This window comes from Modicisalibacter ilicicola DSM 19980 (assembly GCF_900128925.1).
Classification (GTDB): Bacteria; Pseudomonadota; Gammaproteobacteria; order Pseudomonadales; family Halomonadaceae; genus Modicisalibacter; species Modicisalibacter ilicicola.
Genome location: NZ_FQUJ01000007.1, coordinates 55785 through 70041, shown reverse-complemented (window position 1 = coordinate 70041; position 14257 = coordinate 55785). Strand labels below are relative to the sequence as shown.

Annotated in this window: 9 protein-coding genes and 4 tRNA genes; 9 read left to right on the top strand and 4 right to left on the bottom strand. The window is 63.3% G+C overall.

The features are described from left to right. Positions 1–8: 8 nt before the first annotated feature. The gene (acnB, locus tag BUA41_RS09210) at positions 9–2612 is read right to left on the bottom strand and encodes a bifunctional aconitate hydratase 2/2-methylisocitrate dehydratase (protein WP_072822020.1); all 2604 of its coding nucleotides are present in this window, start codon (positions 2610–2612) and stop codon (positions 9–11) included. A gap of 263 nt (positions 2613–2875) precedes the next feature. Between acnB and BUA41_RS09205 the strand changes: the two genes are divergently transcribed. The 3 genes from BUA41_RS09205 (at position 2876) to BUA41_RS09195 (ending at position 7982) form a co-directional block, all read left to right on the top strand. Then, a complete protein-coding gene (locus BUA41_RS09205; protein WP_072822018.1) occupies positions 2876–3316 on the top strand; it encodes a DUF1289 domain-containing protein in 441 nt (146 codons plus the stop codon). Between the two features lie 6 nt (positions 3317–3322). Then, positions 3323–3964, top strand: coding sequence for a MiaE family protein (locus BUA41_RS09200; RefSeq protein ID WP_072822016.1), 642 nt, complete (start codon positions 3323–3325; stop codon positions 3962–3964). Between the two features lie 67 nt (positions 3965–4031). After that, entirely contained in the window at positions 4032–7982 is a 3951-nt protein-coding gene (locus BUA41_RS09195; protein WP_072822014.1) for an ATP-binding protein, read from the top strand. Between the two features lie 9 nt (positions 7983–7991). Here the strand turns inward: BUA41_RS09195 and BUA41_RS09190 are convergent, their stop codons facing one another. Together BUA41_RS09190 and BUA41_RS09185 are read right to left on the bottom strand one after the other, a co-directional pair. Beyond that, positions 7992–8726, bottom strand: a complete 735-nt coding sequence (locus BUA41_RS09190) for a UDP-2,3-diacylglucosamine diphosphatase (protein WP_072822012.1) — start codon at positions 8724–8726, stop codon at positions 7992–7994. Between the two features lie 63 nt (positions 8727–8789). Continuing rightward, entirely contained in the window at positions 8790–9284 is a 495-nt protein-coding gene (locus BUA41_RS09185) for a peptidylprolyl isomerase (RefSeq protein WP_072822010.1), read from the bottom strand. 189 nt (positions 9285–9473) lie between these two features. Here BUA41_RS09185 and BUA41_RS09180 point away from each other — a divergent pair, with 189 nt between their 5' ends. Both BUA41_RS09180 and cysS read left to right on the top strand, forming a co-directional pair. Beyond that, positions 9474–11153, top strand: a complete 1680-nt coding sequence (locus BUA41_RS09180) for a glutamine--tRNA ligase/YqeY domain fusion protein (protein ID WP_072822007.1) — start codon at positions 9474–9476, stop codon at positions 11151–11153. Positions 11154–11160: 7 nt separating this feature from the next. After that, the gene (cysS, locus tag BUA41_RS09175) at positions 11161–12543 is read left to right on the top strand and encodes a cysteine--tRNA ligase (RefSeq protein ID WP_072822005.1); all 1383 of its coding nucleotides are present in this window, start codon (positions 11161–11163) and stop codon (positions 12541–12543) included. Between the two features lie 17 nt (positions 12544–12560). On the opposite strand, the gene folD is transcribed toward cysS, so the two are convergent. Continuing rightward, complete coding sequence (folD, locus tag BUA41_RS09170; protein ID WP_072822003.1) at positions 12561–13424, bottom strand: bifunctional methylenetetrahydrofolate dehydrogenase/methenyltetrahydrofolate cyclohydrolase FolD; 864 nt, start codon at positions 13422–13424, stop codon at positions 12561–12563. Between the two features lie 187 nt (positions 13425–13611). On the opposite strand from folD, the gene BUA41_RS09165 reads away from it, so the two are divergent. The 4 genes from BUA41_RS09165 to BUA41_RS09150 all read left to right on the top strand — a co-directional run bounded on the left by BUA41_RS09165 (position 13612) and on the right by BUA41_RS09150 (position 14074). Further along, positions 13612–13688 (top strand) — tRNA-Pro (locus tag BUA41_RS09165). A gap of 62 nt (positions 13689–13750) precedes the next feature. Beyond that, positions 13751–13827: transfer RNA gene (locus tag BUA41_RS09160), tRNA-Arg, on the top strand. A 68-nt stretch (positions 13828–13895) separates the two neighbouring features. Beyond that, positions 13896–13970: transfer RNA gene (locus BUA41_RS09155), tRNA-His, on the top strand. Positions 13971–13999: 29 nt separating this feature from the next. Beyond that, positions 14000–14074: transfer RNA gene (locus tag BUA41_RS09150), tRNA-His, on the top strand. The last annotated feature ends 183 nt before the right edge of the window (positions 14075–14257 follow it).

Sequence of the window (14257 nt, the reverse complement as noted above, 5' to 3'; positions counted from 1 at the left end):
GAAAAATGTCAGGCTTCCTGTGCCACAGGAATCACCTTCGAGGCAGCCTTTTGAAACTCCTCGATTTCATGGAAGTTCATGTACCGGTAGATTTCACCGGCCATGGCATTGAACTCGCCCATGTACCCCTGGTACTCCTCGACCGTCGGCAAACGACCGACGACCGCCGCGACTGCCGCCAACTCGGCGGAGGCCAGGTAGACATTGGCGCCGTCCCCCAAGCGATTGGGGAAGTTGCGGGTCGAGGTCGAGACCACGGTGGACTTTGGTGCCACACGTGCCTGATTGCCCATGCACAACGAACAACCCGGCATTTCCATCCGTGCGCCTGCACGGCCGTAGATCCCGTAGTAGCCTTCCTCGGTCAGCTGGTGCTGATCCATCTTGGTCGGTGGCGCCAGCCACAGGCGAGTCTTCAGACTACCTGCTGGCTGCCTTTCCAGCAACTTCCCGGCGGCGCGGAAGTGACCGATGTTGGTCATGCAGGAGCCGATGAAGACCTCGTCGATCGTCTCTCCGGCGACTTCCGAGAGCAGTCGTGCGTCGTCCGGGTCGTTGGGCGCGCAGAGCACGGGCTCGGTAATCTCGTCGAGATCGATCTCGATCACCTCGGCGTACTCGGCATCCGGGTCTGCTCGCATCAGGCTGGGGTCTTCAAGCCACGCCTGCATTCCTTCGATGCGCCGCTCCAGCGTGCGACGGTCGCCATAGCCTTGCTCGATCATCCACTTGAGCAGGGTGATGTTGGATGTCAGGTATTCGCCCACACTCTGCTCGGAGAGCGTGATGGTGCAGCCTGCCGCGCTGCGCTCGGCGGAAGCGTCGGAGAGCTCGAAGGCCTGTTCGACGGTGAGATCCTCGAGTCCCTCGATTTCCAGCACGCGACCGGAAAAGGCATTCTTCTTGCCGGATTTCTCGACGGTCAGAAGCCCCTGCTTGATGGCGTAGAGAGGAATGGCGTGCACCAGGTCCCGCAGGGTGATGCCCGGCTGGCGCTGGCCCTTGAAGCGCACCAGTACCGATTCCGGCATGTCCAGGGGCATCACGCCGGTCGCCGCGGCGAAGGCCACCAGTCCCGAGCCTGCGGGGAAGGAGATGCCCATCGGGAAGCGGGTGTGGGAATCGCCGCCGGTACCCACGGTGTCGGGCAGCAGCATGCGGTTGAGCCAGGAGTGGATGATGCCGTCGCCGGGTCGCAGCGAGACGCCGCCACGATTCATGATGAAGTCGGGCAGGGTATGATGGGTTTCCACGTCGACCGGCTTGGGGTAGGCGGCGGTATGACAGAACGACTGCATCACCAGATCCGCCTGGAAGCCCAGGCAGGCCAGGTCCTTGAGCTCATCCCGGGTCATCGGGCCGGTGGTGTCCTGGGAGCCCACGGTGGTCATCTTCGGCTCGCAGTACATGCCCGGGCGCACACCGTCCATGCCGCAGGCCTTGCCGACCATCTTCTGGGCCAGGGTGAAGCCCTTTCCGGTATCGGTCGGTTGCTCCGGGGTCTTGAATACCTCGGAGGGGCCCAGTCCCAGTTCGCCGCGTGCCTTGTCGGTCAGGCCGCGACCGATGATCAGCGGAATGCGGCCACCGGCACGCACCTCGTCGAGAATCACCCGGGTCTTGAGTTCGAAGGTGGTCAGCACCTCGTCGCTGCCGTGCTTGCATACCTTGCCAGCATAAGGATAGAGATCGATCAGCTCCCCCATGGCCATGCGCGAGACATCCATCTCGACGGGCAGGGCCCCGGCGTCTTCCATGGTGTTGAAGAAGATCGGCGCGATCTTGCCGCCGAAGCAGAAGCCTCCCGCCCGCTTGTTGGGCACGAAGGGAATGTCGTCGCCGAAGAACCACAGCACCGAGTTGGTGGCGGACTTGCGCGAGGAACCGGTGCCCACCACATCACCGACGTAGGCGACCGGGTAGCCCTTGGCCTTGACCGCCTCGATCTGCTCGAGGGGGCCCTTGACGCCGGGCTCGAGCGGCTCGATACCGTCCCGGGGATTCTTCAGCATGGCGTTGGCATGCAGCGGAATATCCGGGCGCGACCAGGCGTCCGGGGCCGGGGAGAGGTCGTCGGTGTTGGTTTCGCCGGGCACCTTGAAGACCGCCAGGGTGATCCTCTCGGCCAGCGCGGGCTTGGCCAGGAACCACTCGGCCTCGGCCCAGGAGTGTAGAACATCCTTGGCTACCGCATTGCCGTTCCTGGCCCGCTCGGCGACGTCGTGAAAGGCATCGAACATCAACAGGGTGTGCTTGAGTTGTGCGCCAGCTTCCTTGGCAAGGGTCTCGTCATCGAGCAGTTCGACCAGGGTGGCGATGTTGTAGCCGCCCTGCATGGTGCCGAGCAGCTTGACCGCGTGAACCCTGTCGATCAGCGGCGACGTGGCCTCATTCCTGGCGATGGCACTGAGGAAGCCGGCCTTGACGTAAGCGGCTTCATCGACGCCCGGCGGCACGCGGTCGGTGATCAGCTCGAGCAGGAACTGTTCCTCGCCGGGGGGCGGCGACTTGAGCAGTTCGACGAGTGCGGCGGTTTGCTCGACGTTGAGCGGTTTCGGCGGCACGCCCTCGACGGCGCGTTCCTCGACATGATGGCGGTAGGCTTCGAGCACGGTGGGGTCCTTTTCGATATTCGGGAATCCAGAAGCGGAATCTTTGGGACAAGAGGCACGAACGTCGGCGAAAATACGCTTTTCTTTGGCTTCTTCTTCCGCATTTTGGCGAAGGGATATTACGCGAAATTGTCGACAATGTTAAGCGCGTCTTGCCGGGAAAGCGTTGTACTTTAGTTGGCGCATAAGTCACGCTTTTTACTTTTTTGGGTGGTCGCTGCAAGAAGGCGGGCACGTTACCATGAGCGGTCAAGGAGAATGCCATGGGACAACGCATCGTTTCGCCCTGTGTCGGGCTCTGCTCCACCACGCTCGGCGACCCCGTATGCCGTGGCTGCCAGCGCCGCACGAGTGAAATCCGCGACTGGCTCGGCTACGACGACGAGGAGCGGGGGATGCGCATGGCCGAGCTGGACGCGCTGAGGGAGCGCACGGCAAGCGAATTTCTCCGGGTGAGGGACGCTTCCGTGCTGCAGGCACAGCTGGAGCGGCACGGGATTCGCTTTCGCAGCGATCAGCCGGCCTTGTCGCGAGCCGTGGAGCTGTTGCGTGTCGGTCGCACCCGCATCCGTGACCTCTCTCGCTATGGGCTCGAGCCCCAGGGTAAAGGATTGCGGCTGACTGCCGATGAACTCCATGAGGAGATTGCGCGAGCGTTGCTGGGGCGCGCGGAGGCACGCCGGTCCACGCTCGAGATCGAGTAACCCGATATGACGAAGACGACGATGCGTGAATCCGCCGAAGCACTGCTGCCTGCCGACTTGCTGGCCTTCCTGGCTTGCTCGACGCCCCCAGGCTGGGTCGAGGCGGCGCTGAACAACCAGGCCCTGCTGTTGATCGACCATGCGCAATGCGAGAAGAAGGCGGCATCCAACGCCATGAGCCTGATGTATCGCTATGTCGATCGACCGCTGCTGCTGACCAAGATGTCGCAGCTTGCGCGCGAGGAGTTGTTGCATTTCGAACAAGTCGTCAAGCTCATGGAGAGCCGGGGGATCGACTACCGTCACATCGGGGCGTCACGCTATGCCGAAGGGTTGCGCGCTTGCGTGCGGCGAGAGGATCCGCAACGCCTCGTGGACATGCTGATCGTGGGGGCTTTCATAGAAGCGCGCAGCTGTGAGCGATTCGCGTGTCTTATTCCCCATCTCGATGAGGAACTCGCCCGATTCTATCGCTCCCTGGTCAAGTCCGAAGGGCGGCATTACGAGGATTACCTGATGCTGGCGCGACGTTATGCCCCGGAGTGCATCGATGCACGCATCGCCTTTTTTGCCGAAAGGGAGCGAGAACTGATCGAGGCGCCCGATACCACTTTTCGCTTTCACAGCGGCTTGCCCGTGGCTGCATGACTCTGGGACGGCTGCTTGGGGCGGGAATCCCGAAAGCGACAGAACAACGTAGGCAATGACAACGATGATGCGCAATGTGTCCGTCACCACCCGATTAACGCTGTTCGGTCATTTCTCTCTGAGTGTCGGCGACGATTCCCTCAACCAATTCAGCTACGACAAGGTAAAGGCGCTGCTGGTCTATCTCCTGCTCCAGGAACAGCCCGTCAACCGTGCGACCCTCGCCGAACTGCTATGGCCGGACCAGGGGCTCTCCGCTGGGCGGACCAATCTGCGCCACGCGCTGCACTGCCTTCGCCAGAGTCTTGGCGAGGATGCCGATAGAGTGCTGACGGTATCGCGCCAGACGATCGCCTTTCGGCTTCCGAAAGAGTGGATGTTTGACCTGAACGAGTTGGAGGCATTGCTGGCCGAGTCTCCCGGCACGGCGGAACTCGAGCGACTGCTCACGCTCTATCGAGGGGATCTCGCCGAAGAACTGCAACTGACGCAGTGCGCCGATTTTCAGCGCTGGCTGGTGCGTGTTCGTGGTGAATGGCGCCAACGTGTCATCGCCTACGCCGAAAAGGTGCTGGCGACGACCGACGATGTGGCGGACGAGCTTCTTCGTACCCTGGTCAGCCGCTTTTCCGGCTACGGTCCGTTCCACGAGCGGCTGGTGCGGCAGTTGATCGAGCATGAGCAGTCCGCCGCCGCCCATGAAGAGTACAACGCCTATCTGCAGTTGCTGGCGCTCTCCGGTCAGCAGCCCGACCCAGGCATCCTGCAGCTGGCACGTTACTGGTCCGATGGCGGCGGTGAGCCTCAGGCGCTCTCCCCCCAGGGTGCCTACTCCCGGACCCTCAGCACGGAAAGTGAACCGCTTCTGGACGACGAGATCGAACACCGCCAGTTGTCGGTCATGGCCATCCGGTTGCGTCTGCACGGTGAGTACGAGCAGCGCAACGAAGTGCGGGCCTGCCTGGCATTGCAAATCGAGTTGCTGCGCTGGCTCGAGCAGCAGTGTCATCATCTGGGGGGCTTCTGGTTGCCGGGTGCCACCGGGGGCCTGGGGCTTGCCTGCTTCGGTACCCATGGCCCGGCTCATCAGCTCGCCGAATTGGTGGCGCTCTACGAGCACTGCCGACGCGCCTTGCCGGATGAAATCGCAAGGCATTGGCACGAAGAGGCGCCTCCCCCGCATTTCGACCTGGCGGCCGGTCTCGACAGCGGTCGCGTGGTTTACCTTCCCGAACGACGACTGGTCGATCCACTGGGCCGGGTTACCCAGCGCGCGCTGGAACTGATGAGTGCCGCCGATGGCAGCGAGCTGGTGATTTCCCAGGAAGCCAGCCAGCACATGCCGCCGGCCCTGGACCTGCAGCCACGTCTTTCCCCCCGTCTGCTGGCCAGCGACGGCAAGGTGCGACTGCGGGCGCTGGTCCTCGGGGTCGACGAGGGGGGGCGCGAGGCGTTGCCCCAGGCGCTGATCGGCCGCGAGAGCGCCCTGCGCAAGTTGCGTGATGCCCTCGCGCGTGCCGGCATCGGCCTGCGCCAGAGCGTGTTGGTGCAGGGGGCTACCGGCATGGGCAAATCGGCATTGATGGTAGGATTCCGGCAGCTGGAACAGAGTCAGGATACGGCCATTTGCTGGCAATCCACGACGCGCATGTCGATGCAGGAACCCTATGGCATCGTGCGCTCCCTGCTGCGCTGGCATGGCGGTGGCAAGCTGGATGGCGAGGTGCTGCATGCCTTGCTGTCGGGAAGCGACGATGCCGCGATGCTCGAGAGTGATGAGCGACTTCCTCTGCTGCAGAAGGCGCTGGGACTCGAAACCGTCGATCGGCAAGGCGCCGCGGAAGAGCATGGCAGTGCCAGCGACGGGGTGCAGAACAGCGCAGCAGAGCAGCGTGGCGAAGCGATCGAGCTGGCTATCCGGCTGCTGCACCGCTTGATCGAGCGAATCACCCGAGACAAGCCGTTCGTGCTGATGGTCGACGACCTGCAGTGGATCGACGAGCTCTCGCTCAAGGTGCTCTGTGGCCTGCAGGCACGCCTGCCGATCAACTGTCCCTTCCTGCTGGTGGCCAGCTATCGTGGGCAGGAACCCCTGCAGGTCAAGCTGAACTGGGATCAGCAGATCGTTCTCACGCAACTCGATGCCCTGCAGTCGTCACGACTGCTGTCGCATCTGGCCAAGCGTTATCGGTTGCATCTCGCTCCACGCCTGCGCGGTCAACTGATCGAACGTTGCGAGGGGGTGCCGCTTTATCTCCAGGAGGTCTGTCGACGTCTGGACATCAATCGGCGCGAAGGGAAGAGCATACAGATCGACGAGCTTCCGCAGGGGCTGCTGGGGCTCCTGGCCGGGCGTATCGACCAGCTCGATGGCGACCGGCCGATTGCGCATGCCGCTGCGGTGCTCGGGCGCCAGTTCCGGCTCGACTTCCTGCGTGAATGCTGCCGAGTCGGCGACTCTCACCTCAAACAGGCCCTGAGCCAGATGCAGCGCCTGGAGATCATCGAGCCCTGCAGCACGGAAAGCGAGTACGACTATCAGTTCACGCATCCGCTGCTGCAGGAGGCAGCCTATCTCTCCTGTCCGGCAGACGTCAGGTCCGAGATCCATCAGCAGGTGGTGTCGCTGATCGAGGAGCGCTTCCCGATGTGGATCAGTCGTCATCCGGGAGATTTCGCTGCACACCTGCGGCGCAGCGGCCACTATGCACGCGGGGCACGTTATTTCGAACTGGCCGCTCGCGAGGCCCTCAAGGTGAGTGCCAATCGCACGGCCTTGCGCATGGCGGATGCCGGGCTGGCCAGCCTGCACCACGTGGAAGGGCAGGCGGAGCGTGAGATCAGCCTGTTGACCGTCAAGGGGCAGGCCGCCTTCGCCCTGGAGGGGCACGGTTCGCCCACGGCCCACGAGAGCTTCGTGCGAGCGCGCGAGGTGCTCGAAGGGACGCCTTGCGCCGACGAAGAGACCGAACTGGAGCAGCGCTTCCTGGTCAAGTGGGGGCTCTGGGTCGGTTGCAGCCAGCGCCATGCCAATGCCGATGCCTTTTCCCTGGCGTCCCGCATGGCGGCCCTGGCCCAGCAGCTTCCCGACCCACGCTATGCGCGTCTTGCCGAATATGCCCAGGCCCACTGCGAGTACTGGGCGGGCCGGGTGCGCCAGGCACACGATCATCTTCGCGAGATCGACCCACTGCATCAGCCGATGATGATCGAGTGGTTGCCGTTCTCCGATCATCCCCAGGTCGCGGCCGCCTGCTATCAGGGCTGGACGCTATGCCTGTGTGGCGATTATCTGGCGGCGGAGCAGCACGTGGAAGCCGCCATTCGTCTGGCGGAACGTTTCAATCATCCCGGCTCGCTGGCCTTGGCACTGATGTTCGCCGCCACCATCTATCGCCAGCTGGGTCATGTTCATCTGGCCGGAAATCGCGCCGAGCGTGCCTTCGAGCTGACGCGAACGCCGGATCTGCATCTCTGGCACATGAGCGCGCAATGCGCGCTAGGGTGGCACAAGGCCACCCTGGGCGATCGGTCGGGTCTGGCCATGATCGAGACGGGGCTGGAGGAGTTCTCGGAACTGGTCGGGCGCGACCGCTATCAGCGCCCTAATCTCTGGTACGTCGATGCCTGCACGATGCTCGAGGAGTGGTCGCGGGCGGAGGATTACCTGGACCAGTGCCTTCTGGTCGCGCGGGAACGCAACTCGCTCTACGTGCCGGAGCTGGCGGTGCGGCTGGCCAATGTCTACCTGAAGCTCGAGCGCCCGGCGGAGGCGGTGAGAGGGTTGGTCGAGCAGGCTCGCGAGCAGGCCCACGAACATGGCAATGTCCACCACCTGCTGCATGCCCTGGAGCTCTGGCTGGAGAGCGTCGATCCCGACGATCGGCAGGCTAGAGACGAGTTCCGCCAGCTTCTGAACGAGGTGCACAAGACGGACGCGCCGATCCTGATGCGCTGGCGCATGCTGCTGGACAACCAGGAGGCCGCGCTGAGGCGCCACCCCAGCCGTAGCCTCTAGGCCGCGGCATTACAGCCCGAAGCGTCTGAGTTCCGGAGCCTGGCCGGCATCGATCCGGATGTCCCAGCCCTGGTCCGCCTGCCAGTCGCCCAGCACGAAACGCTTGGCCGGTTCGCCGTCCACGTCGAGTTCATGCACGGCGGGGCGGTGGGTATGGCCGTGAATGAGGGTGCGCACCTGGTGTTCGTGCATGACCCTGCGAACTTCCTCCGGCGTCACGTCCATGATGTCCTCGGCCTTGGTGGAGTTGGCCTCGCCGGATTGGTTACGCAGGTTGCGTGCCAGCTCGAGCCGTTCCTCGACCGGTAGCGCCAGGACCTTGGCCTGCCACTGTGGATCACGAGTCATGGCACGAAACCGCATGTAGGCCTCGTCCCTGGTGCACAAGCTGTCGCCGTGCATGAGCAATGTGCGTTCGCCGCCTAGCTCGACGACATGCGGATCGGGCAGCAGGGTGGCACCGGATGCCCGGGCAAACTCCCTGCCGATCAGGAAGTCGCGATTGCCGTGCATGACGTAGAGACGAGTGCCGCCATCGCCGAGCCGCTTGAGCGCGTCGATGATGGGTGCCTCGAATTCGCCGTGGATCTGGGGATCGTCACCGATCCAGGCCTCGAAGAAATCGCCCAGGATATAGAGTGCCTCGGCCCCTCGCGCCTGGCGATCGAGGTAGGCGAGGAACCCCTTGGCGATATCCGGCGTGCCGGCATGCAGATGCAGATCGGAAATCAGCAGTGTCGTCATGAATCGCTGGCCATGGTCAGGTCGTGGGCAGCCCGCCTCAGGGGCGGGGTAAAGCGTATCGTGTCATTCTCTGATCTCGGCGCGCTGGATGATGACGTCGTCCACCGGCACGTCGGCGTGCATGCCCCGTCGCGTGGTGGGGACGGACTCGATCTTCTCGACCGCGTCCATGCCGGCGACGACCTTGCCGAAGACGCAGTATCCCCAGCCTTGCAGGTTCTTGCCGCGGTGATCGAGGAAATCGTTGTCGGCGACGTTGATGAAGAATTGCGCCGTTGCCGAGTGAGGGTCCTGGGTGCGCGCCATGGCGACGGTACCCTTCTGGTTCTTCAGGCCGTTGTCCGCTTCGTTGTCGATCGTCTCGCGGGTGGGTTTCTGTTCGAAGTCGGTATCGAACCCGCCGCCCTGCACCATGAAGCCTGGGATCACCCGGTGGAACAGCGTGTTGTCGAAATGGCCATCGCGCACGTATTGCACGAAGTTCGCCGCCGTCTTGGGGGCGTTGTCGTGATCCAGTTCGATGTGAATTTCGCCGTAATTGGTGTACAGGACGATCATGAGAGGTTTCCCGAGCGGTCTGAATGATGCGCCTTGGCGAAGCGCGCGAGCGTCGCGCTATAATAGCGGTTTTGGATCGACGTGCGAAAGCAACTGACAATCTTCGCCCTGTCGTTTCGCCACTCGAGAAGCGCGCAGGCACTTAATTCAGCGTTTTTCTAGCGACTTACAGAGGTTCACCGACACCCCATGACCACCGAGAGCACCAGTGCCCCGAATTTCATCCGCAACCAGATCCTCGAGGAGATCGAGGCGGGTACCGTCGAGACGGTCGTCACGCGTTTTCCCCCGGAGCCCAACGGCTTCCTGCACATCGGCCACGCCAAGTCGATCTGCCTGAACTTCGGCCTCGCCGAGCAGTTCGGCGGCGACTGTCACTTGCGCTTCGACGACACCAATCCTGCCAAGGAAGAGCAGGTCTACATCGATGCCATCAAGGCGGATGTCGAGTGGCTGGGCTTTCACTGGGCGGGCAAGGTACGTTTCGCCTCGGACTATTTCGACCAGCTCTACGCCTGGGCACAGCACCTGGTCCGCGAGGGCAGGGCGTACGTCGACGACCTCTCCGCCGACGAGATTCGTGAATATCGCGGCACACTCACCGAGCCGGGGCGTCCCAGTCCATACCGCGATCGCAGCGTGGAGGAGAACCTGGATCTGCTCGAGCGCATGCGAGAGGGTGAGTTCGCCGAAGGGGAGAAGGTGCTGCGGGCGAAGATCGACATGGCCTCGCCCAACATCAACCTGCGCGATCCCACCCTCTATCGCATCCGTCACGCCAGCCACCACCAGACCGGTGACAAGTGGAGGATCTATCCTTCCTACGATTTCACTCATGGCCAGTCGGATGCCATCGAGGGAGTGACGCACTCCATCTGCACCCTGGAGTTCGAGGATCATCGACCGCTCTACGACTGGTTCCTGGCCAACCTGCCGGTACCGGCCAGGCCGCGCCAGATCGAGTTCGCCCGGCTGAACCTGAATTACACCGTGACCTCCAAGCGCAAGCTCAAGCTGCTGGTGGATCAGGGCATCGTCGACGGCTGGGACGATCCGCGCATGCCGACCATCTCGGGCATGCGTCGGCGAGGCTATACGCCGGGCTCGATCCGCAGGTTCTGCGAGATGATCGGAGTTACCCGTGCCGATGGCGGGATGGTCGACATTGCCATGCTCTACCACGCCATCCGCTCGGATCTCGAGGACAACGCCCCACGGGCGATGTGCGTGCTGAATCCCCTGAAGGTGGTGCTGACCAATGTGCCCGAGGATCACGACGAAGTCTTCGAGGTGCCCGGTCATCCGGCCCGGGAGGACATGGGCGTACGCCGGTTGCCGTTCACCCGGGAGATCTGGATCGATGCCGACGACTTCCTGGAAGAGCCGCCGAAGAAGTTCTTCCGGCTGGCGCCGGGGCAGGAGGTGCGCTTGCGCAACGGCTACGTGATTCGCTGCGACGAGGTGATCAAGAGCACCGCCGGCAAGGTCGAGGAGCTACGTTGCAGCGTGGACTTCGATACCCTGGGCAAGAACCCGGAGGGGCGCAAGGTCAAGGGGGTGATCCACTGGGTCAGCGCCGCACATGCGGTGCCCCTCGAGGTGCGGCTCTACGACAACCTGTTCCAGGTCGAGGCGCCGGATCGGGATCGCGATGTCGACTTCCTCGATCATCTCAATCGCGAGTCGCTGCGCGTGGTGCAGGCGTTTGGTGAGCCGAGCCTGGCCGACGTCGAGCCCGAGGCGCGCTTCCAGTTCGAGCGGGTGGGCTACTTCTGCGCCGACCGGCACGCCACCAGCGACGGTCGGCGCGTCTTCAACCGCACGGTGAGTCTCAAGGATACCTGGGCAAAGATTCAGAAGAAGGGGTGAGCGCCACATGCAGATCTACAACACCCTGACCCGGCGCAAGGAGGCGTTCGTTCCCCTGGAGGCGGGCAAGATCCGCATGTACGTGTGCGGCATCACCGTCTATGACTACTGCCACATCGGTCACGCACGGGTCATGGTCGCCTTCGACGTGATCACCCGCTATCTGCGCAGCCGGGGTTACGACGTCAACTACGTCCGCAACATCACCGACATCGACGACAAGATACTCAGGCGGGCCGAAGAGAACGGCGAGAGCATCGACAGCCTGACTGGTCGCATGATCGACGCCATGCACGAGGACGAGGACCGCCTCGGCGTGCTGCGCCCCGATCACGAGCCCCGGGCGACGGCGCATGTCGACGAGATCAAGGCGATGATCCAGCGCCTGATCGACAAGGGGTTCGCCTATCGTGCCGATAACGGCGACGTCTACTATCGGGTGCGCCGGTTCGAGGGCTACGGCAAGCTCAACAATCGCGACCCGGACGAGATGCGCGCCGGGGCCCGGGTCGAGGTCGACGAGCACAAGGAGGATCCGCTGGATTTCGTGCTCTGGAAGGCGGCCAAGTCGGGAGAAGCCAGCTGGCCCTCGCCCTGGGGAGAGGGGCGCCCAGGCTGGCATATCGAGTGCTCGGCGATGTCGACCCGCTGCCTGGGCGACACCTTCGACATCCACGGTGGCGGGCCGGATCTGACCTTTCCACACCACGAGAACGAGATCGCCCAGAGCGAAGCGGCCACCGGCAAGCGCTACGTCAATACCTGGATGCATGCCGGGGCAGTGCGTGTCGATCAGCAGAAGATGTCCAAGTCCCTGGGCAATTTCTTCACTATTCGCGAAGTTCTCGAGGTGCACGATCCGGAGGTGGTGCGTTATCTACTGCTGGCAAGCCACTACCGCAGCCCGATCAACTACGCGCCGGATGCCCTCGATGACGCCCGCAAGTCGCTGGAGCGCTTCTATAATGCCCTGGAGGGCGTGAACCCCGAGCCGGGCGAGGTGTCGTCGCGTTTCGATGAGCGATTCGTCGCTGCCATGGACGACGACTTCAACACGCCCGAAGCCCTGGCGACCCTGTTCGAGCTGGTCCGGGAGCTGAATCGCGCCAAGAAGGAAGCATCCGGCCAGGCGCCGATGTTGGCCTTTGAACTCAAGCGTCTGGGGGCGATACTCGGGCTGCTGTCCCAGTCGCCCCAGGCGTTTCTCAAGGCCGGCGCCCAGGCGCTGCCGATCTCCGAAGCGGAGATCGAGGCGCGGATCCTGGCGAGAGCCGACGCCAAGAGGGCTCGCGACTTCAGCGAGGCCGATCGTATCCGCGACGAGCTGGCGGCCCTGGGGATCGTGCTCAAGGACTCCCGGGAGGGCACCACCTGGGTCTTGGATAGATAAGCCGTCCCTCGGGCAGGCTATCGGCTTGCGGCATCGTGCAACTCCGCGGCGAACAGCGTGTTCTCCAGCAGCGACGCCACCGTCATCGGGCCGACACCGCCGGGGACCGGCGTGATATGGCTGGCCCGGGCGGCGGCAGGTTCGAACTCGATATCGCCGATCAGATGCCCGTCTTCCTGGCGGTTGATACCGACATCGATCACGATCGCGCCTTCCTTGACCCACTCTCCCCGAATCAGTCCGGGGTTGCCGACCGCGGCGACCAGCAGGTCGGCGCGGCGCACATGGGCCTCGAGGTCGTGGGTGAAGCGATGGCAGACCGTGGTGGTGGTGCCGGCAAGCATCAACTCCAGGGCCATGGGGCGGCCGACGATGTTCGAGGCGCCGACCACGGTGGCATTCAGTCCTCTCACCTTGAGATCGCTCATCTGCAGCAGTGTCATCACCCCCTTGGGGGTGCAAGGGCGCAACAGCGGCAGGCGCTGCGCGAGCCGACCCAGGTTGTAGGGATGGAAGCCGTCCACGTCCTTGTCCGGTCGAATGCGCTCGAGTATCGGTCGCTCGTCGAGCTGGGGCGGCAGCGGTAGCTGCACCAGTATCCCGTCCACCGCCGGGTCGGCATTCAGGCGGTCGACCAGGGCTTCCAGTTCATCCTGGGACGTGCTGCTGGGCAACTGATGACGAAAGGAGTGGATGCCCGCCCTCTCGCAAGCCCGGTGCTTGTTGCGCACATAGACTTCCGAAGCCGGATCGTCACCCACCAGCACGACGGCGAGACCAGGAACACGTCCATTCTGGAGGCGGCGTGTTTCCACCTGGCGGGCGACCTGTTGGTGTACCTTCTCGGCAATGGCCTTGCCGTCGATCAGTTGCGCGGGCATCGAGGATTCCTTTGGTGCGGTTCGGCAGATGTCACCGATTGGGTAAGGCAGAGGCTGATCTTCGCACGCTCGGCGCCACGGTCAAGGTCTCTCGCGGCCAGGGCTTGACCGACAGGGAATCTAGCGTAGAATACGCATCGCTTGACGACGCCGAGCGGCAGTCGTTCAAGCCTCGGCAATTCGCCGACGGGGTATAGCGCAGTCTGGTAGCGCGCCTGCTTTGGGAGCAGGATGTCGGGGGTTCAAATCCCTCTACCCCGACCAACCCATTGATAGAAAGGCAGTTTTCAATGAGGTTGCAGGCTGGCGTGTCGCGGCCGACTCCTGCGCCTATAGCTCAATCGGATAGAGCAACGGCCTTCTAAGCCGTAGGTTGCAGGTTCGAGTCCTGCTGGGCGCGCCAAGACCGGCAAGGCGGCAGGTCGATCCCGTGTCGGCTGGCCTTCGAGCCAACGGCAACTCCTCGATATGGTGGATGTAGCTCAGTGGTAGAGCCCCGGATTGTGGCTCCGGTGGTCGTGGGTTCGATCCCCATCATCCACCCCATATCGATCAATCGCCGGTTTCATGACGTGGTGGATGTAGCTCAGTGGTAGAGCCCCGGATTGTGGCTCCGGTGGTCGTGGGTTCGATCCCCATCATCCACCCCACGTTTTGAATGTACCGGTTCCCGTCTGCAAGGCTGCCTTCGCTGCACGAGGCGCTTCATCTGCGATTCTTCCGATACGCCCGCGAATTCAGTGAGTTCCCACACCCCTTGCAAGTTTGCCGGTTCGCCCCCATTCAATCAGGCAAGCGCGCGCTTGCCAGCGTGCTCAGGGATTCTTAAAATC

Bases quoted from the DNA above. Each gene is read 5' to 3' on its own strand.
- BUA41_RS09185 (WP_072822010.1), bottom strand. From the start codon at position 9,284: ATGATCGTCCTGTACACCAATTACGGCGAAATTCACATCGAACTGGAT.
- BUA41_RS09180 (WP_072822007.1), top strand. From the start codon at position 9,474: ATGACCACCGAGAGCACCAGTGCCCCGAATTTCATCCGCAACCAGATC.
- BUA41_RS09200 (WP_072822016.1), top strand. From the start codon at position 3,323: ATGACGAAGACGACGATGCGTGAATCCGCCGAAGCACTGCTGCCTGCC.
- BUA41_RS09190 (WP_072822012.1), bottom strand. From the start codon at position 8,726: ATGACGACACTGCTGATTTCCGATCTGCATCTGCATGCCGGCACGCCG.
- BUA41_RS09205 (WP_072822018.1), top strand. From the start codon at position 2,876: ATGGGACAACGCATCGTTTCGCCCTGTGTCGGGCTCTGCTCCACCACG.
- folD (WP_072822003.1), bottom strand. From the start codon at position 13,424: ATGCCCGCGCAACTGATCGACGGCAAGGCCATTGCCGAGAAGGTACAC.
- cysS (WP_072822005.1), top strand. From the start codon at position 11,161: ATGCAGATCTACAACACCCTGACCCGGCGCAAGGAGGCGTTCGTTCCC.
- BUA41_RS09195 (WP_072822014.1), top strand. From the start codon at position 4,032: ATGCGCAATGTGTCCGTCACCACCCGATTAACGCTGTTCGGTCATTTC.